The following is a 21,204-nucleotide window of genomic DNA, read 5'->3' as shown; positions in this document are numbered from 1 at the left end:
TTGTACTCAAATGATCCGCGTCCTGTTCAACGTCCTGGGCACTCTGTCCCTGGGTCTGGGGTTGCTGGGGATTTTCCTGCCCCTGCTGCCCACCACGCCATTTCTGCTGCTGGCGGCGTTCTGCTACCTGCACGGCTCGCCGCGCATGCACCACTGGCTGCTGTCGCACCGCATTCTGGGTCCCTATATCCGCGATTTTCAGGCCGGGCGCGGCATCCCGCTGCGCAGCAAGCTGATAGCGCTGGCGCTGATGTGGCCTTCCCTGGCCTGGTCGGCCTGGGTGATGCCGGTGCCCTGGGCACGCTGGCTGCTGCTGATCCCGGGCATCGGCGTCACGGTCTACCTGATCCGCACGCCGACCCGTCCGAGATCCGAGGACTAGTGTGCTGTCTGGCTCATCCAGACACGACACTAGACTAGATCAGTTTGGAATAGGTCGACACCGTCGGCCGCCCGATGTAGCGGTCAAAAACCATCGCCAGCGCCCGTACGAACAGGCGCCCCTGGGGCGGCACGCGCAGGCCCGCGCCCGAGACCTCGACCAAGCCCGCCTCGGCATAGGGCTCGAGGCGCGCGAGCTCATCCCCGAAAATCTCGGTGAACGGCACGCCGTGCCGGGCCTCGAAGGCGCTGAAATCCAGCGGCATGCTGCACATGACCGTCATGATCACCTCGCGCCGGATCACGTCGTCGCGCGCAAGGTCGAATCCGCGGTCGGTCGGCAGGCGCCCTTCGGACACCGCTTTGCAATAGGCGTTCAGGGAATGTTCATTCTGCACATAGGCGTCGCCCACCTTGCCGATGGCCGACACGCCAAAGCCCACCAGGTCGCATTCCGCGCGCGTCGTGTAGCCCTGAAAATTGCGATGCAGGCTGTGATCCAGGCGCGCCCGATTGAGCTCGTCGCCGGGTTTGGCAAAATGATCCAGTCCGATATATAGATAGCCCGCCTCGAGCAGGCGGCGTACCGACATCAAAAAAATCTGCAACCGCGTCTCGGCCGAAGGCAAGTCCTCGGCGCGGATCAGGCGCTGGGCCTTGAAGCGGTCGGGCAGATGCGCGTAGTTATACAAGGCGATCCGATCGGGCGAGAGCGCGATCAACTGATCGAGGGTGCGGCTGAAGCTCTCGAGGGTTTGTTTCGGCAGCCCGTAGATCAGGTCGGCGTTGATCGATTCGAAGCCGTTGTCCCGGCTGGCCTCAATGGCGGTGCGCACCATCTCGTAGGGCTGTACGCGATGGACGGCCTCCTGGACCAGGGGATCGAAATCCTGCACCCCGAAGCTGCAGCGGTTGAACCCCAGGCCAGCCAGCATGGCCAGCGATTGCGCGCTGACGGTGCGCGGATCGATTTCGACGCCGAGTTCGGCGTCGGGTGTGAACTCGAAGTGGCGGCGCAACCGGACCATGAGCTCGGCGAGCTCGGCGTCGCTCAGGAACGTGGGCGTGCCCCCGCCCAGGTGGAGCTGGACGGCCCGCCGGTGGCGCCCCAGACGCGGACTGAGCAGCTCGAACTCGCGATACAAATAGCCCAGATATTCGGCCGATCGGCTGTGGTCCTGGGTGATGATTTTGTTACAAGCGCAGAAATAGCACAGCGACTCGCAAAAAGGCAGGTGGACGTAGACGGACAGGGGCGGCGCGGCATCGGTCGCGGCTCGCCGCGCCAGGTGCGCCAGGTAGTCCTGCTCGGTATAGCCGGACCGGAAGCGGTCGGCGGTGGGATACGACGTGTAGCGCGGGCCCGAACGGTCGAAGCGGCGTATCAAGGCCTCGGAAATCTCGATATCCGGAAACGAGATCGTATCCGGAACGCTGTGGCCGTTGGTCTGTATGCTGCTCATTGATGCCTGGCTCCTGAACGCGAACGGAGGGTGTATGCCTGCCGGGTCTGATAGGCCAGACCGCATTGTCGGGCGACGCACGGGGAACGGCCTTGACGTAAATCAAACCTTGAACATCACGTATCATAAGCACTCTTGCATCGAATCCGCAGCATTCCCCCATGCTTCTGACGCTTATCCTGACCCTGCCGTTCGCCTGCAGTCTGTGCGCGGCGTTGCTGCCCGCGTCAGCGCGGCGCAGCGGGGCCTGGCTGGCGGGACTGTGCGCGCTGACCTGCCTGGGAATGGTGCTGGCACTCACGCCCGAGGTGCTGGCGTTCGACGTGATCAAGATCCGGATACCCTGGATCCCCACCCAGGGCGTGGACATCACCCTGCGCATCGACGGCTACGCCTGGCTGTTCGCGGTGATCATCACCGCGATGGGCGCCCTCATCGCCTTGTACGCTCATTACTATTTGTCCGACCAGGACCCGGCGCCCCGGTTCTTCACTTTTCTGCTCGGCTTCATGGGCGCCATGCTGGGGGTGGTGCTCTCGGGCAATCTGATCCAGCTCCTGGTGTTCTGGGAACTCACCAGCCTGTCGTCCTTCATGCTGATCGGCTACTGGCACCACCGCATGGACGCGCGCCGGGGGGCCCGCATGGCCCTGCTGGTGACCGGCGCCGGCGGTTTCTGCCTGTTGGCGAGCATGCTCATCATCGGCCATATCGTCGGCAGCTACGACCTCGACGAGGTCCTGGCCTCGGGGAGCCTCATCCGCGAACACCGCTGGTATCCTATCCTGCTGATTCTGCTCGCCCTGGGCGCCCTGACCAAGAGCGCCCAGTTTCCCTTTCACTTCTGGCTGCCCAACGCGATGGCGGCCCCCACGCCGGTCTCGGCCTACCTGCACTCGGCCACCATGGTCAAGGCGGGGGTATTCCTGCTCGCGCGCTTCTGGCCCGTCTTCGCCGGTACCGACTGGTGGACCTGGACCATCGGCGGCGCGGGCCTATGCTCGCTGCTGCTGGGGGCGTATGCGGCGACCTTCCAGCGGGACATGAAGGGCGTGCTGGCCTACTCGACGATCAGCCACCTCGGCCTGATCACACTCCTGCTGGGGATGAGCAGTCCGCTGGCGCTGGTCGCGGCGATCTTTCACATCATCAACCACGCCACCTTCAAGGCCTCGCTGTTCATGGCGGCCGGCATCGTCGACCACGAAAGCGGCACCCGCGACCTCACGCGCCTGTCCGGCCTGCGCACACTCATGCCCCTGACCGCGACCCTGGCCATGGTGTCGGCCGCCGCCATGGCGGGCGTGCCGCTGCTCAATGGCTTCATCTCCAAGGAAATGTTCTTTGCGGAAACCGTATTCGTCACGGGACACTGGGCGACACGCTGGGGGCTGCCAATCGTGGCCGTGGTGGCCAGCGCCTTCAGCGTGGCCTATTCGCTGCGCTTCATCCTGCAGGTCTTCTTCGGCCCACCCGCCCACGACCTGCCGCGCACTCCGCACGAGCCGCCCCTGCGCATGCTGATCCCATGCATGCTGCTGACGCTCATTTGCCTGATCGTCGGCATACTGCCCGGCGCCACACTGGGCCAGATCCTGGGCATGGCCATGCGTGCCCTGCTGGGCACGCACCTGCCGGCCTATAACCTGCAGGTATGGCACGGCCTGAACCTGCCCCTGGCAATGAGCTTGGCCGCAACGGTGGGCGGCATCACGCTGCACGCGCTGCTGCGCGACCGGGACCGGCGCCACCCGGGGCGCACGCCTTTGATCTACCGCCTCGATGGCCGGCATACCTTCGAGGCCATCCTCGAGGCGATCGACGACTGGTCCGCGCGACTGCTGGGCGTCCTCCAGACCCAGCGGCTGCAACCCCAGGTGCTGCTGCTCGTGATCTCGACCCTGGGTGTGGCCACGCTGCCGCTGTGGCACGGCGGCTGGTGGCAGACGACCCTGAGCACCCCGCCCCAGGCCGCGTTCGGCCTGATGTGGCTGGCAGGCGGCGCCTGCGCGCTGGCTGCGGCCCACCAGGCCAAATACCACCGCGCGGCCTCGCTCATGCTGGCCGGCGCGGCCGGCCTCGTGACCAGCATCACTTATGCGTGGCTGTCGGCGCCGGACCTGGCCCTGACCCAGCTCGCCGTCGAGGTTGTCACGACGGTGCTGATTCTGCTGGGCTTGCGTTGGCTGCCGCCGCGCATCGAAGAGTTCCCCGGTCCGACGGCGCGGCTGACGGCCATCCGCCGCCTGCGCGACTTGGGAATCGCCGCTCTCGGGGGCGGCGGGCTGGCGCTGCTCGCCTATGCGATGATGACTCGGCCGTCCCCGCGCGGGGTATCGGGCTTCTTCATCGAACAGGCCCTGCCGCTGGGCGGCGGCGCCAACGTGGTCAACGTGATCCTGGTGGACTTCCGTGGTTTCGACACCTTCGGCGAGATCACGGTGGTGGGCATCGTGGCCCTTAGCGTCTACGCGCTGCTGCGCCGCTTCCGACCGCCGGCCGAGACCATCGCCGCGCCGCTGCGCCAGCGCAGCACGACGGCCGGCACGGCGGCGGCCTTCGTCGAGCCCGATCTCCAGGCGCCGCTGCCAGATGGCCTAATGCGCCTGCCAGCCGTCCTGGTGCGCCTGCTGCTGCCGGTATCCACCCTGATTTCCCTGTACTTCCTGCTGCGCGGCCACAATCTGCCCGGCGGCGGATTCGTCGGCGGCCTGATCATGGCCACCGGGATCATCCTGCAATACATGGTCGGCGGCGTGCTATGGGTCGAGGCGCGCCCCCTCATCCGGCCCCAGGCCTGGATCGGCCTGGGCCTGCTGGTCGCCGGCCTGGCCGCCATGAGCGTCTGGTGGGCCGGCCAGCCCTTGCTGTCGGCCTATAGCGTGGACCTGGCTCTGCCGATCATGGGCACACTGCACCTGTCCAGCGTCCTGCTGTTCGACCTCGGCGTGTACATGCTGGTCGTGGGTGCCACCGTGCTGATCATCATCGCCCTGGCCCACCAGTCGCTGCGCTTCTACCGCAAACTGCTCCCTGAACCCCCTTTGACCGACGTGGACGCAAACTGACATGGAATGGATATTGGCCTGCGCGATCGGGGTGCTGGCGGGTTCGGGCATCTGGCTGCTGCTGCGTCCTCGCACCTTTCAATTCATCATGGGGCTGGCGCTGCTGTCCTACGCGGTGAACCTGTTCATCTTCTCGATGGGCCGCATTCGCCTGGACGCGCCGCCGGTCATCAACACGCAATGGGCGGCCGATCCCAGCCAATACGCGGACCCACTGCCCCAGGCCCTGGTGCTGACGGCCATCGTCATCGGCTTCGCGACCACGGCGCTGTTCTTGGTGGTATTGCTCGCCTCCCGAGGCCTGGCTGACACCGACCACGTTGACGGCGAGGAGCACCGTCCGTGAACTGGAGCCACCACCTGCCGGTCCTGCCGGTGCTGATCCCGCTGCTGGCCGCCGCGCTGATGCTGCTCGTGCGCGACAACCAGCGCGGCGTGCGCCTGGCGATCTCGGCAAGCGCCCTGGTCCTGCAGGCCATCGTCGCGGTGCAATTGCTCGCGGCGACCGGCAACACGACCCAAGGGCCGTGGCCGGACGGCGTGGGCGTCTACCTGGTCGGCGACTGGCCAGCCCCCTTCGGCATCGTCGTCGTCGTAGACCGCCTCTCGGCCCTGATGCTGGCCCTCACCATCCTGCTGGGCGCGTGCTGCTGGGTATACGCCACGGCCCGCTGGGATCGCGCGGGCGCCCACTTCCACCCGCTGTTCCAGTTCTTGCTGATGGGACTGAACGGCGCCTTCCTCGCCGGCGACCTGTTCAACCTGTTCGTCTGCTTCGAGATCCTGCTGACCGCCTCCTACGGGCTGATGCTGCACGGTTCAGGCAAACAACGGGTCAGCGCGGGCCTGCACTACATCGGGATCAACCTGATTGCCTCCTTCCTGCTGCTGATCGCCCTGGCCATGATCTATGGCCTGACCGGCACCCTGAACATGGCCGATCTTGCCGTGCGGGTCCATATGCTGCCGGCCGCCGACCGCCGCCTGTTCGATGCGGCGGCGGCCGTATTGGGAATCGCCTTCCTGATCAAGGCGGCCGCCTGGCCCCTGAACTTCTGGCTACCCAGCGCCTACGCGCTGGCCTGCGCGCCCGTGGCCGCGCTGTTTGCAATCATGACCAAGGTGGGCATTTACGCCCTGCTGCGCATCGGCTCGCTGCTGCTGCCGGCCGGGGCGCCGGCCGCATTCGGCGGCGCCTGGATGTTCCCCGCGGGCATCATCACCCTGGCCTTCGGCTCGCTGGGGATGATCGCCAGCACACAGCCTGAACGCATCGCCGCCTACGCCATCATCGTCTCCTCGGGCACACTGTTCGCCGCGCTGGGCATGCCGGGCGTCACCCTCACGGGACCCGCCCTGTACTACCTGGTCAGCTCGGTCCTGGCGCTGGGCGCCCTGTTCATGCTGCTCGAACTGGTGGCGCGCACGCAATCCTTCGGCTCGGACCTGCTGGCGATCAGCCTCGAGGCCTTTGACCTCGACGATCCCGATCGCGCGGACCTGTCCGACGACGTCGTCGGCATGCCCTTGCCGGCGGCCATGGCCTTCCTGGGGCTGAGCTTCTTTGCCTGCGCGCTGCTGGTCATCGGGCTGCCGCCGCTGTCGGGTTTCGTCGCCAAGTTCTCGCTGCTGTCGGCGGCCCTGCGCACGGCGGAGTTCGGCGCGCCCACCCTCAACGTCTGGCTGCTGGTGGGCGCCATGTTGGGCTCGGGCTTCGCCTGCCTGATCGCGCTCAGCCGCAGCGGGGTGCGCCTGTTCTGGATACCCGACGACATCCGCGTGCCCCGCCTGCGCCTGAGCGAGGCAGCGCCAATCTGCATCCTGTTGCTGACCTGCGTGGGCCTCACCTGGAAGGCCGGCCCCGTCATGGCCTATCTCGAAGACACGGCCTACTACCTCGACCAGCCTCGCCATTATGTGCAGGCGGTGCTGCAGCAGGATCCCTTGCGGCCGCAAGTGCCCTCGGGCAACGGCGGGGATCCCCCATGAAAGCCCTGCGCCGATTCCTGCCGCTGCCGTGCCTGCTGCTGCTCCTGTGGTTGCTGCTGAACGACAGCCTGTCGACGGGCAACCTCGTGCTGGGCGGATCGATCGCGCTGATCCTGAGCCTGCTTGCGCCCGGATTGCGGCCGGTTCGCGCGAGCCTATCGCACCCCCTGACCGCGGCGCGGCTGATCGGCCATGTCGCGGCGGATATCGCTCGCTCGAACGTCGCGGTCGGCTGGCGCATCCTCCGGGGCGACCGGGCGGGCGCATTGCCCGGCTTCCTCGACATCCCGCTGCGAATGCGCGACCCCCACGGGCTGGCGGCCCTGGCCTGCATCATCACCTATACGCCGGGTACGGTATGGGCGGGCCTGGACGAGCAAACCCACACCCTGACCCTGCACGTCCTCGACCTCCAGGATCGCGAGGCCTGGACCCGCACCATCCAGGACCGCTACGAGGCCCCACTCATGGAGATCTTCGAATGATGCCCTTGCTGAACTGGGCCGGCGCCTTTGCACTGCTGTGCTTCTCGCTCGGCCTGTTGTGCGCCGCCCTGCGCCTGATGCACGGCCCCACGGCCGAGGACCGGGTCCTCGCCCTGGACACCCTCTACATCAACGGCATGCTGATCCTCCTGGTGCTGGGATTGCGTTTCGAGGAGGGGCTGTATTTCGACGTTGCCCTGTTGATTGCCCTGTTCGGCTTCGTCGGATCGGCCGCATTGGCCAAGTTCCTGCTGCGCGGCGAGGTGATCGAGCCATGACCGACATGCCCGCCTGGATCATCGTACCCGCCGCCCTGCTGATCGTCGTCAGCGGCCTGCTGACCCTCATCGGTTCGATCGGCCTGCTGCGCCTGCGCAGCTTCAACGAGCGCATGCACGCCCCCACGCTGGGCATGACGCTGGGCGTGTTCTGCATGGTGCTTGCCTCGATGCTGGTGGCCACCACTTTGCAGGGCCGACCGGTCTTTCACGAATTCCTGATCAGCCTGTTTCTGATCATGACCGCGCCGGTCACCGCTATTTTATTGATGCAAAGCGCCATCCGGCGCCAGGGCGGGCGCAACCGGGAATGACTTTGTTACACGCACCCCTAGGGCAAACCCGTACACTGGATATCCATGACAAGCGCGACCCAAAACCCCGGGCCGCTTCGAGCAAGGAGTACTCATCATGCGTATCCCGACACCCGCGCGCACAGCCGGCCTGATCGCTCTCGGCCTGGGCGCCACCCTCCTGTTTTCCCCCCTCGCCCGCGCGGCGGATTCGGCACAGGCGCAGTACCAGACGGACGTCCAGCGCTGCCATTCCACACCGGGCATCGATCAACAAGCCTGCCTGCGAGAGGCCGGCGCCGCGCTCGAGGCCACCCGCCGCGACGCGCTCTCGGCGCCCGGCGTACAAGCCGAGGACGCCAACCGGACCGCGCGCTGCAACGCCCTGCCCGCCGACCAGCGCCAGGACTGCCTGACACTGATGGAAAAACCGGGCACCGTCACTGAGGGTTCGGTCTCGGGAGGCGGCGTCATGCGCGAAACCACGATCACCATCCCGGCACCCGCGACACCAGCAGCGGCACCGGCGACGCCGGCCCCCGTGTCGGGCGGCGGCATGGGGAAATGAGTCGCGGCATCGAATCGCCGACCGAGCCTACAACTCGGTCTGCATGCCCATCTCGACCACTCGGTTGGGCGGAATCTTGTAGAACCGGGTGCTGCGGCTGGCGTTGCGTGCCATGAAGGCGAACAGCCGCCGCTGGCAGAGATCCAGCCATGAGCGCTTGCGCACGACGATGACGGTCTGGCGGGACAGGAAATAAGAAATCCGCATCGGATCGAGCTCGAGTTCGGGCACCTCCTGGGCGATCTGCTCGATGACCTGCGGCACATTGGGTTCCTGCTTGAATCCCCAGCGCGCCACCGCCTGCCAGCTGCTGCGGCTGACGCGCTCGAGGCGCACCCGTTCGTCGAATGGGACATAAGGCACGCCGACGCTCTCGACCGTCAGGAACAGGGCCTGCTCGTGCAACACCTTGTTGTGCTTGAGGTTGTGCAGCAGCGCCGGCGGCACCGTCCCCACGATCATGCTCATGAATACCGCGGTGCCGGGCACGCGGGTGGGCGGGTACTGCTCCAGCCCTTCCATGAATTCGGCCAGAGGTTGTTGATCGCCGGCCAGCATCTCGTGGATCTGCTGGCGGCCGCGCTTCCAGGTCACCATCAGGGCAAGCAGCGCAAGGCCGACCAGCAGCGGCAGCCAGCCGCCCTCGTGGATCTTGAGCGTGTTCGAGGAAAACAACAGAATGTCGATCACCAGGAACACGCCGATCAAGGCGAGCCAGGCGAGGCGGCGCGCCCCGCGCGCGCCACGAGGGAGGACGGCGAAGGCCAGCACCGAGGTCATCAGCATGGTGCCCGTGACGGCAAAGCCATATGCATGCGCCAGGCGATCAGAGGACCCAAAGGCAAGGACCAGGATCAGCACAGCGAGCATCAGCAACCAGTTGACCCGCGGCAAATAGATCTGGCCTTCCTCGCGCGCGGAGGTGTGCTGGATCACCATGCGCGGCCAATAGCCGAGTTGCACGGCCTGCCGGGTCACCGAGAACGCCCCCGAGATCACCGACTGCGAGGCGATCACGGTGGCAGCCGTGGCCAGGCACACCAGCGGCACGAGACCCCAACCCGGAGCCAGCAAAAAGAAGGGGTTGAGGATGGCCGCCGGATCGTCCAGCAGCAGCGCCCCCTGCCCGAAATAGCACAGCACCAGCGCGGGCTGGACCAGCCAAAACCAGGCGCGCCGAATGGCCGGTCGTCCGAAATGGCCCATGTCGGCGTATAGCGCCTCGGCCCCGGTCAACGCCAGCACCAGCGAACCCAGGGCCACAAAGGTTTCCCAGGGCGCCTCGCCAATGAAACGCAAGGCCCAGACGGGATTGATGGCCTGCAGGACCTGCGGCACCTGCAGGATGCGCCAGGCCCCGAGCACGCCCAGCACAAGGAACCAGAGCAACATGACCGGGCCGAACAGCCGGCCCACCGTCCCGGTGCCGCGCGCCTGAACCATGAATAGAGCCACCAGCACCAGCACGGAGATCGGCACCACCCACGGGTCGAAGGTGTGCGAAATCACGCCGATGCCCTCGACCGCCGACAGCACCGAGATCGCCGGCGTGATCATGCTGTCGCCGTAGAACAGACTGGCGCCGATCAGACCCAATATCATCAGGCGCCAGCGGGTCCGCTCGGAGCGGCCGCGCACGGCGAGCTCCATGAGGGCCAGCGTGCCGCCCTCGCCCCGGTTGTCGGCCCGCAGGATGCAGGTCACGTACTTGAGCGAAACCACCACCAGCAACATCCAGAACAGGATGGACAGCACACCCAGGATATGTCCGGCATCGGGCCGCCCGGCGCCCGAGAGCGCGACCTTCATGGTGTACAGCGGGCTGGTGCCGATATCTCCGTATACCACGCCCAGCGCCCCAATCATCAGCGCGGCCTTGGGCGAGGACGTGCGAGCATCGGGATTATTTTGCATATGCGGCGTCATCGGCCGATTCGATCCGTGTCAGATGAGCACCCCGCCGAGGCCCGGGAAAAACGATCGTCACGCGGGTGCCTTGAAAGTCGGGACGGCTGGCGAGCCTCCACCAGGCGCCATGCGCCCTGGCAATCTCGCGTACGATCGCCAGGCCCAGCCCCGAGCCCTCGACCGAGGCGCCGGCCGAGCGGTAGAAGGCTTCGAACACACGCTCGACATCCTCGGTATCGACGCCCGCGCCATCGTCCTCGACCGTGAAGGACGGCGGATTCGCGGCAATGCGCAGCGTTACCCTCGTGGCCCCCTTGCCGTAGCGTAGCGCATTATCGATCAGGTTTCCGAGCAGTTCGCTCAGCAGCAAAGGATCACCATCGATCCAGACCGGCCCGTCGGGCGCGACAAGCTGCAGCTCGAGCCGCCGGTCACGGGCCGCGCCCAACCAGTCCGAGCCCGCATGGCGCATCCACTCGCACAAGTCCAGCCGGGTGAAGCTGTCGCGCGGGCGCGCCGAATGGTCCGCGCGCGCCAGGATCAAGAGTTGCTGGCCCAGCCGGATCATCCGGTCGCTGACCTGCTTGATCCGCTCGGCGCGCGCGCGCACGTCCTCGGGCAGATCGCGCGCCAGCATCAGCTCGGACTCGAGCTTCAGGCCCGCCAGCGGCGTGCGTAGCTGATGCGCCGCATGGCCTATGAAGCGGCGCTGCGCCTGCATGGCATCATCAAGCCCCTGCAGCAAGCCGTTGAAGCGTATCACCAAGGGCGCGATCTCGATCGGTAGGCCAGTCTGATCCAAGGGCTGCAGGTCGTCGACGGAGCGTCGGCGGATTTCATCGGACAGCCGATTGATGGACGCGAGCTCGGAGCGGATACCCGAGATCAGGACCCAGGCGAACAGGATCACCAGGAAGGCCTGGCTGAACACCATGGTCCAGAACAGGTCGCGCAGCAGCCAGGCATTGGCGGCGATGCCGCGCGTCATGAACCAGGTCGCCACCAGATCGATGAGCACCAGAATCACCAGGGCGGGCAACAGGCGCTGGACCAAGTGCCGCGCCAGCGAGCCGCGAGGCATCAGGCGCCCGAGCACGCCACCAGGCGGCGCGGCCTCGTCCTGGTCCGAGGCCGCAGGTGGTTTTACGCTATTGGGCACGATCGGTGTCGAGCAGATAGCCAAATCCGCGCACTGTCTGGATGCCGGCGCCCGTGCCGTCCAGGCGCTTGCGCAGGCGGTAGATATAAACCTCGACTGCGTTCTCGCTGAAATCGGCATCCCAGGCCGAGAGAGAATTGACGATCTGCTGCTTGGTGACGACCCGGCCTGGACGGGCCATGAGCATCTCGAGCACCGACAATTCACGCACCGACAAGGACAGCCGGACACCATCGACGCGCACCTGGCGGTCCACCGTGTCGAAGACCAATGGGCCGCATTCGAGCAGTGTCCTGGCGGTGCCGACGCGCCGGCGAGCGAAGGCGCGCACCCGCGCGGCGAGCTCGGGCAGTTCGAAAGGCTTGGTCACGTAGTCGTCGGCACCGGCGTCGAGCCCGGCGACCCGGTCTTCGAGCCCGTCGCGCGCCGTCAGGATCAGCACCGGCACCTGATTGCCCGCGGCCCGCAGGCGCCGCAGCACCTCGAGCCCGGCGAGGCCCGGCAAGTTCAGATCCAGCAGGAGCAGGTCATACGCCTGGCCCGCGACCGCGCCCTCGACGCGGTCGCCTTCCTTGAGCCAGTCGACGGCATAGCCTTGATCGCCCAGGAATTCGCGTAGGGCATGGCCCAGGGTCGTATCGTCTTCGATCACTAGCACTCGCATGCCGTGATTCTAGCCCGAAGCGCGGTGCTCACACAGCGCTCGTTCGCGGGCGTTACATTCCTGACGACACCCTGAAGACAAGCGGTGGATTCAAGCGTTCAATGCGTGGCCGGCGCGGCGGCCGAAGCGGGTTTGACGGGTTCGTCGGCCGTGCCCGGCGCGGCTGATTCGCCGGGCTGGGTGATGAAGCCCAGACGCTTGATCCCCGCCCTGCGCGCCGCGCCCATGATCTCCGCCAATAGCGCATAGCGCGTGTCGAGGTCGGCCCGGATGCGCACCTGAGGCTGCGGATCGCGCGCCGCCTCCTGGGCGAAACGCGCGGCCAGCTCCGCCATCGCCACCGGCTGCTCGTTCCAGAACATGCCGCCGTGGGAGTCGATGGCCAAGTCCACCACGAGGGGCTCCTGCTCCACCGGCTGCGCGCTGACCCGCGGCACGTCGATGCGGATGGAGTGGCTGAGCAACGGCGCCGTGATGATGAAAATCACCAGCAGCACCAGCATTACGTCGATCAGGGGCACCATATTGATTTCCGACATGGTGCTGGACGAACCCTTGGAATCGAAGCCGCCGAACGCCATGTCAGGCTCCCCGGGCGGTGGGGGCCGCGAGGCTGATATGGCGGCCACGCTCATGACCGTTCTCGGCGACCTGCTGTCCGGTCGACAGGAAGGTAAACAGATCGTGGGCGAAGGCGTCCAGGTTGGCCAGGTAGACGCGATTGGCGCGCACGAAGGCGTTGTAGGCCAGCACCGCCGGGATCGCCACGGCTAGGCCCAGGCCCGTCATGATCAGCGCCTCGCCCACCGGGCCGGCGATCCGGTTGATCGTCACGCCGTCGGACATGCTGATGCTCAAGAGCGCGTGATAGACGCCCCAGACCGTGCCGAACAAGCCCACGAAAGGCGCGGTCGAGCCGACCGAAGCGAGCAGCGTCAGGCCGTTTTCCAGGCGCGCGGTCTCTTCGTCGATCACCTTGCGGATCGTGCGGGTGATGAAGGCGGCCGTCGAACCGCTTTCCTCGAGTTTCATCGCACCGTATTTCGCATGGTGCTTGCGAGCGTGGATGGCGTGGCTGGCCAGATGGGCAAAGGGCTCCTCGGCACCGTGCGTGGCGATCTCGTTCTCGACCTGCTCGAGCGAACTCGCCGCCCAGAACTCTGCCAGGAACTTGGCCGAGCGCCGCCGAATCCGCAAATGCGTGAAGGATTTCGACAGGATCAGGTACCAGCTCGCCAGCGACATCAGCAGCAGGAAGACGAACAGCGACTTGCCCACGGCATCGCTTTGCGACACGAAATGCAGAACACCCAGGCCGCCCGGCCCCAGGTCGGCCGGTGTCGGCGATGTCGGCAACAGGGGGGCGACAGCGCCGGCCAGGGGCACGGTGGAACCGGCCAGCGGCTGCGCGACACCCGCCGCGCCATCGGGCCCGGCCACCTGTGCCAGGATGTGCAAGGCGTCACTCATGAACTCAAGCATGGCGATGTGTCCTATAAAACGAAATCGAAAGGAATGTCGACGAGCGCCTTGTAGGCGATCCCGTTCTCGGTGTAGGGGCGAAACCGCGCGCTGCGCATGGCGTCGATGGCGGCCTGATCCAGCCGCGAATGGCCCGACGAGCGATGCACGGTCACATCGGCCACCCCGCCTTGCGGAGAAATCAGGACGCGCAGCACCACACGACCCTGCTCGCCGCGACGCTCGGACAGGCGCGGATAGATCGGGCTGGGGCGCCGTCCCAGGTAATCGACCTGCCCGATGGTGCGCGGCCGGTCCGGATCGACTGCCTGATGCTCGCCACGCGCCATCGCGGCGGGAGCGCTGACGCCGGGAGCGGCGGCGACTGGCTCGGGTGCCGGCTTGGGCGCCGGTTTAGGTACCGGCTTGTGAACCACGGGCTTGGGCTTTGGCTTTGGCTTGGGCGGGGGCTCGGGTTTGGGCCGCTCGATGATCGCCTCGGGCTCTGGCGCCGGCTCGGGCTCGATCACAGGCTCGGGCGCAGGCTCGACCGTGGGCTCGATGACAGGTTCGGGCTCGGGTTCGATCACCGGCTCAGGCTCCGGCTCGACCACGGGTTCGGGCGGCGGCTCGGGCTCAGGTTCGGGTGGAGGTTCCACGACCGGCTGCGGCGCGGACGGCTCGACCGTCGGCTCGATGGCCGGCCCAAGTTCGACAAACTGGATGTCGAGGGCCTCCTCCACGCCCGGCGCCACGTGATCCGCCGTTGTAGACAGGACCATGGCCAGCACAGCCGCATGCAGACCGATCGCCACGAGCGCGGCGGCCAGCCTCTGGAGCGGATAACGGGGTGTTGAGCCAATAGGCATGGGGATATGGTTCAAGGAGTGGAGACGAATCCCCGAAACCGAGAGATTTTATCAGGAATGCGAACGATTCTCAATTCAAAATACCCATCCAATGCGCGCGAAAATCGTCGCTCGCCAGCCCGCCGGCGATCCGCGAACCCTGCTCGCCACCCCTGGAGAAACAAAAAGATACTCATTGGATGAAACTCGAAACAAGGAATTCCGGTCATTTAGGAAAAGAGTTCGACCACAACCCATCCAACAGGAGACCGGACGCCATCATGCACAAATCCCTCGCCATACTCGCCGCAGTCTGCGCACTGTGCCTCCAGGCCCCGGTGGCCGCATGGGCTGCAAGCACCGCGCCCACAGGCATCTACCTCACCAGCGACTTTCCATCGGTGACCGTCCAGGCGGGCGGGACGTCCAACATCCGCCTGAGCCTGCGCAACAACGACACCCCCCCGGAACGCCTGTCCCTGTCTGTCTCGGGCGTGCCCGAAGGCTGGAAGGCGACGCTGCTGGGCGCAGGCCAGCCAGTGGCCGCCGCCATGCCCGCAGCCAACGATACGCTCTCCCTCCAATTACGTCTTGACATCCCTCAAGCGAAGGATGCTTCGACCCACACGCTGGTGATCCATGCAGAGGGCGGCCAGCGCCAACTGAGCCTGCCCATTGACGTCACGCTCGCCGATCGGCTGCCGCCCAAGCTCTCGATTCAGTCCGATCTGCCTCAGCTCACGGGATCGACCAAAACCGCCTTCGACTTCCAATTGAAGATCAAGAACGACAGCGGGCAGGACGTGCTCGCCAGCCTGGATGCCCAGGCACCTCAATACTACGACACCTCGTTTACGGAAGGCTACGGCAGTCAACAGGTCAGCGCAGTGCCGATCAAGGCCGGCGAATCCAAGGACATTAAACTGCACGTCCGCCCGCCCGCCATGGCGCCTTCGGGCGACCATCCCATCAAGGTCACGGTATCGGCCGGCGGCGTCTCGGCCAGCACAGACCTGAAACTGGACATCACCGGTCAGCCACAACTCGACCTGTCGGGCCGCGACGGGCTGATGAGCGCCAGCGCCCAAATCCAAGAGGCTTCGACGGTACCGCTCGAGATTCGCAACAGCGGCACCGCCGCCGCCCAGGATATCACCGTGGACGGCACTGCCCCCTCGGGGTGGAAACTCAGCTTCGAGCCAGCTCGCATCGAGCGCATCGAGCCGGGCAAGACCGCGGAGGTCCAGGCGCACATCACGCCCTCCTCGCAGTCGCTCGCCGGCGACTACATGGTCAAGCTCTCGGCGCGGTCGCAGGGCCAGTCGGCCCACGGCGATCTGCGCGTGTCGGTGACTACCTCGAGCCTTTGGGGCGTGAGCGGCGCCATCCTCATCGCCATCGCCCTGCTGGTGCTGATCGGGGCAGTCGCAAGGTATGGCCGCAGATGAGCGCGCCCGTCATCACGGCCCAGGGTCTGGGCAAGCGGTACGGCCGGCACACCGCCCTGCACGAGATCAGCTTCGAGGTGGGCGCGGGCGAGGTCTTCGGCCTGCTCGGCCCCAACGGCGCGGGCAAGACCACAACCATCCTGATCCTGCTCGGGCTGACCGAGGCCACGCGCGGAACCGTGCGCATCCTGGGCGAAAACCCGCAGCGCAAGCCGCTGGAGGTCAAGCGCCGCGTCGGCTACATGCCCGACTCCGTCGGCTTCTACGATCAGCTCACGGCGCTCGACAACCTGAGCTATACGGCCAAGCTGCTGGGCATCGAGCCCGGCGAACGCAATGCGCGGATCCTGCAGGCGCTCGAGCGCGTAAACCTCGCCGCGCACGCCCGCCAGCGCGTCGGAACCTTTTCCCACGGCATGCGCCGCCGCCTGGGGCTGGCCGAGATCATCATGAAACGCGCACCGATCGCCATTCTCGATGAGCCCACCTCGGGCCTTGATCCGCAGTCCACCGAGTCCTTTCTGGCGCTCATCGAGGAACTACGCGCCGACGGGACGACCATCCTGCTGTCCTCGCACCTGCTCGACCAGGTACAGCGCGTCTGCGATCGCGTGGCCTTGTTCAACGCCGGCCGCATCGTCCTCGCCGGCCCGGTCGACGAGCTCGCGCGGCAGGTGCTGGGCGACAGCCACGAAATCCGCCTGACGGCCGTCGGCCCGGACATTCGCGCCGCGCTAGCCACTGTCCCCGGCGTCAGCCAGGTCCGCATGCCCGAACCTGGCCACTATGTCCTGCAGGCTGCTGGCGACGTGCGCGCCGATGCGGCACGCGCCGCCATCCAGGCCGGAGCCGGACTGCAATCCCTGGCCGTGGACGTCCCCAGCCTCGAGGCCATCTACCGGCACACCTTCCACACGGGAGCACCCCTATGAGCACACGCAGAGAAGGCTCGCCCTGGCAGGGGCTGGGCGCGGTGACGACCAAGGAGCTGGCCGACCACATGGGCAGCGCGCGCATGCGCGTGCTGGAATGGCTGGTGGTACTGACGGCCGCCGCCGCACTGTATGGCGCCATCGAAGGCATCCGCCAGACCACATCGACGGACCCCTTCGTGTTTCTGCGCCTGTTCACCGACGCGCAGGCGCCGCTGCCCTCCTTCGCGGCGCTGCTGGGCTTCCTGATTCCGCTGGTGGCGATCGGGCTGGGGTTCGATGCGATCAATGGGGAGTACAACCATCGCACCATGAGCCGGATCCTGTCCCAGCCGATCTATCGCGACGCCCTGCTGCTGGGCAAGTTCCTCGCTGGCCTCGCGGCCCTGGGGATTTGCCTGGTGTGCCTGTGGCTGCTGGTGATGGGCGCGGGACTGATCCTGCTGGGCGTACCGCCCAGCGGCGAGGAAGTGCTGCGCTCGCTGGCCTTTCTCTGCGCCGCGCTGGCCTATGCCGGGGTCTGGCTGGGTCTGGCGCTGCTGTGCTCGACCGTGTTCCGTTCGGCCTCGACTTCGGCGCTGGTGGCGCTGGGTCTGTGGCTGTTCACCGCCATGCTGTGGCCGATGCTGGCGCCCGCGATCGCGCAGGCAATCGCACCGCCCGACCTGGCAACCCTGCTGTCGGGCGGCATGGACATGCACACCCTCGCCTGGCAGCAGGCCCTGATGCACGCCTCGCCCGCGACACTATTCAACGACACCGCCATCACGCTGCTGAGCCCGGCCACCCGCAGCCTGGGGCCGGTGTTCCTGTCGCAGATCCAGGGTGCGCTGTTGGGCGCGCCTCTGCCGCTGTCCGAGAGCCTGGCCATCGTCTGGCCGCAGTTCACGGGGCTGATCGCGGCGGTGCTGGTGCTGTTCACGGCAGGATACGTGTGCTTTCAGCGCCAGGAGGTGCGCACCTGACCAGGCGCGCCGGCCCGGCGTGGAACCCGCCCCGCGCCAGGCCGGCGCCCGCTGAATCCGGCATCGCCGCCGGTGACCGCTACAATGGGCCTCGGAGTTCCCTGACCGCAGGCCTCAATGACGCGACCACCGGCGCCCTCGCCACCCGAAACCGATCCGAACGACGGCGGCACCGTGCCGAACGCCGTGCGCTGGCGCATTCTGGCGGTGCTGCTGACCGCCATTTTCATGACCCTGATCGGCGTGAGCATCGTCAACGTGGCCCTGCCGTCGATACAGACCGCCCTGGATGCCTCGCGCTCCGATATCCAATGGGTGCTGTCGGGCTACGCGCTGACCTTCGGGGTCGTGCTGGTGGCGGCCGGGCGCGCTGGCGACATCATGGGCCGAGGCGGGCTGTTCCTGCTGGGCGCCGGAATTTTCACCCTCTCGTCAGTCGCCGCGGGCCTGGCGCCCGACGCGGACTGGCTCAATGCCGCCCGGCTCTCGCAGGGCATCGGCTCGGGCTTGCTCAACCCGCAGGGCATCGGGATGATCCAGCAATACTTCCGAGGCGCCGAACGCGGGCGGGCGTTCGGCTATTTCGGCACTGCGGTCGGCTTTTCGGTGGCCATCGGCCCCGTGCTGGGTGGCTTCCTCATCGAAATCGGCGGCCTGGAACTCGGCTGGCGCCTGACCTTCCTGGTCAATGTGCCCATCGGCATCGCCACGATCATCCTCGGTCTGCTCTGGTTTCCAAAACCTCTGATCCGCCGCAGCGGCGCGCCCCAAGCCGGCGCGCCCGGCCGCGCGGCGCGCATGCTGCGCGCGCTGGATCCCGTGGGCTCGGCCCTGCTGGGCCTGGCCGTGCTCGCAGTGCTGCTGCCCTTCGTCGAAGCCCGCGAGACGCCGCTCACGTGGCTGCTGCTGCCCGCATCCGCCCTGTTGTTCTTCCTCTGGGTCCGATGGGAACGGCGCTACGCGCGCCTGGGCGGCAGCCCCATGGTTGACTTGGAAATCTTTTCCACCGCCAGCTTCACCAACGGCATCGTCATCATGACACTGTACTTTTTGGGCATGACCAGCATCTGGGTGCTGGTGGCGCTCTACATTCAAGAAGGCGCCGGCATGTCGGCGCTGGAATCCGGGCTGTTCGGCATCCCGGCGGCCCTGCTCTCGGCCTACGCGGCGGACTGGGCCGGCCGGCGCGTGCACCGCTACGGCCGCAAGGTCGTGATCGGCGGCCTGCTCCTGGCCCTCGTCGGCCTGGCGACCAGCAGCGGCGTCGTGCTCCTGTACGAACAAGGCCACCTGAGCATCTGGTGGCTGCTGTTGTCGCTGTCATTCATCGGGCTGGCCCAAGGATCGGTCATCAGTCCCAACCAGGCGCTGACCCTGGAGGATGTGCCGCTGGACTACGCGGGCAGCTCGGGCGCCATCATGCAGACCGGCCAACGCATCGGGACCTCGGTGGGCATCGCCATCATCACGGCGGCGGTGTTCGGGACCCTGACAACATCCTCATGGTCAATGGCCGTGTCCGTCGGGTTCGGGGTGATCGGCCTGGTGGTGGCGCTGGCGCTGGGCGTCGCCTTCAAAGACCTGCGCGACCGCGACGGGAGCAGCCGGGTCCGGCTGGCGGACTGAGCGCGCCGGGGGCGGCCCGGCAAATCCGACCGAGCATTCGACCGATTTCAGGGCGCCAGCCCCGTCTCCATCCCCGGCACGCCTTGCCGGATGATCCGCGAGAAGGCCGCATCGCTATCGGCTTGCTGGGCGCGCAAGGTGATTCTGCCGGCGGCCCGCAGGACCTCCAGATCGCCGGGACCGGCTAAACCGCCGATCTGCTCGAGGTATTCCGGCAAATACCCCGAGGCCAGGAGGCGCCAGTTCATGGGCAGGCCGGGCACGATGCGGCGAGCCATTTCGTATACGATGGTGGTGCAGTTGGCCGTGAGCGTATGGTAGTAGCGGGGCTCGGCGACCAGGGCTTGCGCTTTGGCGAGATAGGCCAGAAACAGTGATCGCGCCGCCTCCTTGCTCATATTGACCCGATATAGATAGACGTCTTCTTTGCGGGTGTCGGCGCGTACCCGCAAAACGTCGCGCTCATCCGCAGCGACCAGGCTGAGTTCGAACTGCTTGAAGAACCCCCCGACGGCGGAAAATGCCTCACCGCGCTCTTTGCGGATCTCGATCGAAAATACCAGATAGTCGGTGCTGTCGCGACCCCCGTTGAAGCCGAAGGAGACCAGCGTGTGCGCGATGGCCGGGCCCATCCAGTACGACGCGATCACGTCCACGCTGCTCAGGGAATCCAGATCGTAGCGGCGGGTTTCCCAGCGTTCGACGAAGTCCGTATCGCTGTGCCAGTCGAAGTTGCGCACATTGTGCAGCGTCACGATGGAACCATCAACCTCGGCATGCAGATGCCGCGACACGTCGGGAGCCCAGTCACGCGCATCGGAGGGCGCGAGCATCGACCACCACGCGCACAAGGCGACAAAAACCAGGACGTATGCGGCCAAGGCCTGAAACCGGTATTGCGTCCAGACCAGGGCGGCGGCGGCGAGCGCCAGAGCGGCCCATGCCGAGCAAAGCAGCCAGACGGCTGGGCGGCCGGGCTGAAAGGGGCTCTGATAGAACAGCGCCAGCGTGCCCCAGGCGCCCGATGACAGCAGCATCAGGCTGAGGATCAGCTTGCCGGCGGGCGCACTCAGCATTGCGCGCAAGAACTCCCAGGTCGTCGCGCTCATGCTTGCGTTCCGCGCCCTGCGCCGCCCGCAGGGCAGCATGACGGACACAGACACCAAAGGTACTGCGGATCCTCGGCGGTTTTATGGGCGTCAGACACCCTCGTCATATCGGAATACATATCTATGATCTTAGTCGCTGGGCCCACTTGGCACAGCCCGCGAGCCTCCATGCCTCCATGAGGCGCGCTCTGTGCACCTGGCCAGCAAAGCACTCTAGCAGGAACACAAAAACAATGGCTTCGGCCAGACGAACATCGGGCGCTATCAGGCCCGCTGAAAGCAAAAAACCCGCAAGACCTAGTGTCCATGCGGGTTTTGCTTCGATGCTTCGTACTATATCCGGGTTTTGCTTCGATGCTTCGTACTGAATTGGACCTCTCAAAACAGAGAAGTGGTGCCCAGGAGAGGACTCGAACCTCCACACCTTGCGGCACATGGACCTGAACCATGCGCGTCTACCAATTCCGCCACCTGGGCACTGCATAACGTGTATGCTATTGCTTTTGCTGCCCGCTGCAACTGGCGCCGCGTTCAACGAAGACAGGATTATAGCAGCATT

The 21,204-nt window shown here is 66.4% G+C and carries 20 protein-coding genes and 1 tRNA gene; 12 read left to right on the top strand and 9 right to left on the bottom strand.

Features of this window, described 5'->3' with window-relative positions; genetic code table 11:
• Positions 1 to 10: 10 nt before the first annotated feature.
• Positions 11 to 382 (top strand): YbaN family protein, encoded by a 372-nt coding sequence (locus ABS761_RS02440; protein ID WP_350406417.1) that lies wholly within the window; start codon positions 11 to 13, stop codon positions 380 to 382.
• A 34-nt stretch (positions 383 to 416) separates the two neighbouring features.
• Here the strand turns inward: ABS761_RS02440 and hemN are convergent, their stop codons facing one another.
• Positions 417 to 1,844, bottom strand: a complete 1,428-nt coding sequence (hemN, locus tag ABS761_RS02435; protein WP_350406415.1) for an oxygen-independent coproporphyrinogen III oxidase — start codon at positions 1,842 to 1,844, stop codon at positions 417 to 419.
• A 161-nt stretch (positions 1,845 to 2,005) separates the two neighbouring features.
• Here hemN and ABS761_RS02430 point away from each other — a divergent pair, with 161 nt between their 5' ends.
• The 7 genes from ABS761_RS02430 to ABS761_RS02400 all read left to right on the top strand — a co-directional run bounded on the left by ABS761_RS02430 (position 2,006) and on the right by ABS761_RS02400 (position 8,525).
• Positions 2,006 to 4,912, top strand: a complete 2,907-nt coding sequence (locus tag ABS761_RS02430; RefSeq protein WP_350406414.1) for a monovalent cation/H+ antiporter subunit A — start codon at positions 2,006 to 2,008, stop codon at positions 4,910 to 4,912.
• Position 4,913: 1 nt separating this feature from the next.
• On the top strand, positions 4,914 to 5,258 hold the full coding sequence (locus ABS761_RS02425; RefSeq protein WP_350406412.1) for a Na+/H+ antiporter subunit C: 345 nt from the start codon (positions 4,914 to 4,916) through the stop codon (positions 5,256 to 5,258).
• On the top strand, positions 5,255 to 6,901 hold the full coding sequence (locus ABS761_RS02420) for a monovalent cation/H+ antiporter subunit D (RefSeq protein WP_350406410.1): 1,647 nt from the start codon (positions 5,255 to 5,257) through the stop codon (positions 6,899 to 6,901). Before ABS761_RS02425 ends, ABS761_RS02420 begins: the two co-directional genes overlap by 4 nt.
• Positions 6,902 to 6,906: 5 nt before the next feature.
• Complete coding sequence (locus ABS761_RS02415) at positions 6,907 to 7,386, top strand: Na+/H+ antiporter subunit E (RefSeq protein WP_350406615.1); 480 nt, start codon at positions 6,907 to 6,909, stop codon at positions 7,384 to 7,386.
• The gene (locus tag ABS761_RS02410) at positions 7,383 to 7,664 is read left to right on the top strand and encodes a K+/H+ antiporter subunit F (RefSeq protein ID WP_350406408.1); all 282 of its coding nucleotides are present in this window, start codon (positions 7,383 to 7,385) and stop codon (positions 7,662 to 7,664) included. Before ABS761_RS02415 ends, ABS761_RS02410 begins: the two co-directional genes overlap by 4 nt.
• Positions 7,661 to 7,978: a monovalent cation/H(+) antiporter subunit G gene (mnhG, locus tag ABS761_RS02405; RefSeq protein WP_350406406.1), complete on the top strand. Its 318-nt coding sequence runs from the start codon at positions 7,661 to 7,663 to the stop codon at positions 7,976 to 7,978. Before ABS761_RS02410 ends, mnhG begins: the two co-directional genes overlap by 4 nt.
• 97 nt (positions 7,979 to 8,075) lie before the next feature.
• Positions 8,076 to 8,525, top strand: coding sequence for a hypothetical protein (locus ABS761_RS02400; protein WP_350406405.1), 450 nt, complete (start codon positions 8,076 to 8,078; stop codon positions 8,523 to 8,525).
• A 27-nt stretch (positions 8,526 to 8,552) separates the two neighbouring features.
• Here the strand turns inward: ABS761_RS02400 and ABS761_RS02395 are convergent, their stop codons facing one another.
• The 6 genes from ABS761_RS02395 to ABS761_RS02370 all read right to left on the bottom strand — a co-directional run bounded on the left by ABS761_RS02395 (position 8,553) and on the right by ABS761_RS02370 (position 14,586).
• Positions 8,553 to 10,439 (bottom strand): potassium transporter Kup, encoded by a 1,887-nt coding sequence (locus ABS761_RS02395; RefSeq protein ID WP_350406404.1) that lies wholly within the window; start codon positions 10,437 to 10,439, stop codon positions 8,553 to 8,555.
• Positions 10,429 to 11,514 carry a sensor histidine kinase gene (locus tag ABS761_RS02390; protein WP_350406614.1) on the bottom strand — a complete coding sequence of 362 codons (1,086 nt, stop codon included), beginning with the start codon at positions 11,512 to 11,514 and terminating at the stop codon, positions 10,429 to 10,431. Before ABS761_RS02390 ends, ABS761_RS02395 begins: the two co-directional genes overlap by 11 nt.
• Before the next feature lie 67 nt (positions 11,515 to 11,581).
• Positions 11,582 to 12,256, bottom strand: a complete 675-nt coding sequence (locus ABS761_RS02385) for a response regulator transcription factor (RefSeq protein ID WP_350406403.1) — start codon at positions 12,254 to 12,256, stop codon at positions 11,582 to 11,584.
• 98 nt (positions 12,257 to 12,354) lie between these two features.
• Entirely contained in the window at positions 12,355 to 12,837 is a 483-nt protein-coding gene (locus tag ABS761_RS02380; protein WP_350406401.1) for an ExbD/TolR family protein, read from the bottom strand.
• A 1-nt stretch (position 12,838) separates the two neighbouring features.
• Positions 12,839 to 13,738: a MotA/TolQ/ExbB proton channel family protein gene (locus ABS761_RS02375; protein WP_350406400.1), complete on the bottom strand. Its 900-nt coding sequence runs from the start codon at positions 13,736 to 13,738 to the stop codon at positions 12,839 to 12,841.
• Positions 13,739 to 13,749: 11 nt separating this feature from the next.
• Positions 13,750 to 14,586 carry an energy transducer TonB gene (locus ABS761_RS02370; RefSeq protein WP_350406399.1) on the bottom strand — a complete coding sequence of 279 codons (837 nt, stop codon included), beginning with the start codon at positions 14,584 to 14,586 and terminating at the stop codon, positions 13,750 to 13,752.
• A gap of 260 nt (positions 14,587 to 14,846) precedes the next feature.
• Here ABS761_RS02370 and ABS761_RS02365 point away from each other — a divergent pair, with 260 nt between their 5' ends.
• From ABS761_RS02365 to ABS761_RS02350, 4 genes are all read left to right on the top strand, one after another.
• Complete coding sequence (locus ABS761_RS02365) at positions 14,847 to 16,013, top strand: COG1470 family protein (protein WP_350406397.1); 1,167 nt, start codon at positions 14,847 to 14,849, stop codon at positions 16,011 to 16,013.
• Positions 16,010 to 16,945: an ABC transporter ATP-binding protein gene (locus tag ABS761_RS02360; protein WP_350406396.1), complete on the top strand. Its 936-nt coding sequence runs from the start codon at positions 16,010 to 16,012 to the stop codon at positions 16,943 to 16,945. The genes ABS761_RS02365 and ABS761_RS02360 overlap by 4 nt, the downstream gene beginning before the upstream one ends.
• A complete protein-coding gene (locus tag ABS761_RS02355; protein ID WP_350406395.1) occupies positions 16,942 to 17,910 on the top strand; it encodes an ABC transporter permease in 969 nt (322 codons plus the stop codon). The genes ABS761_RS02360 and ABS761_RS02355 overlap by 4 nt, the downstream gene beginning before the upstream one ends.
• 117 nt (positions 17,911 to 18,027) lie before the next feature.
• On the top strand, positions 18,028 to 19,536 hold the full coding sequence (locus ABS761_RS02350; RefSeq protein WP_350406394.1) for an MFS transporter: 1,509 nt from the start codon (positions 18,028 to 18,030) through the stop codon (positions 19,534 to 19,536).
• A 47-nt stretch (positions 19,537 to 19,583) separates the two neighbouring features.
• On the opposite strand, the gene ABS761_RS02345 is transcribed toward ABS761_RS02350, so the two are convergent.
• Together ABS761_RS02345 and ABS761_RS02340 are read right to left on the bottom strand one after the other, a co-directional pair.
• Complete coding sequence (locus ABS761_RS02345; protein WP_350406393.1) at positions 19,584 to 20,645, bottom strand: Lnb N-terminal periplasmic domain-containing protein; 1,062 nt, start codon at positions 20,643 to 20,645, stop codon at positions 19,584 to 19,586.
• A gap of 392 nt (positions 20,646 to 21,037) precedes the next feature.
• Positions 21,038 to 21,122, bottom strand: a tRNA-Leu gene (locus ABS761_RS02340).
• Positions 21,123 to 21,204 lie beyond the last annotated feature (82 nt).

The organism is Castellaniella sp. GW247-6E4 (assembly GCF_040276065.1).
Lineage (GTDB): Bacteria > Pseudomonadota > Gammaproteobacteria > Burkholderiales > Burkholderiaceae_B > Castellaniella.
This window is presented reverse-complemented; position numbering and strand designations above follow the sequence as displayed.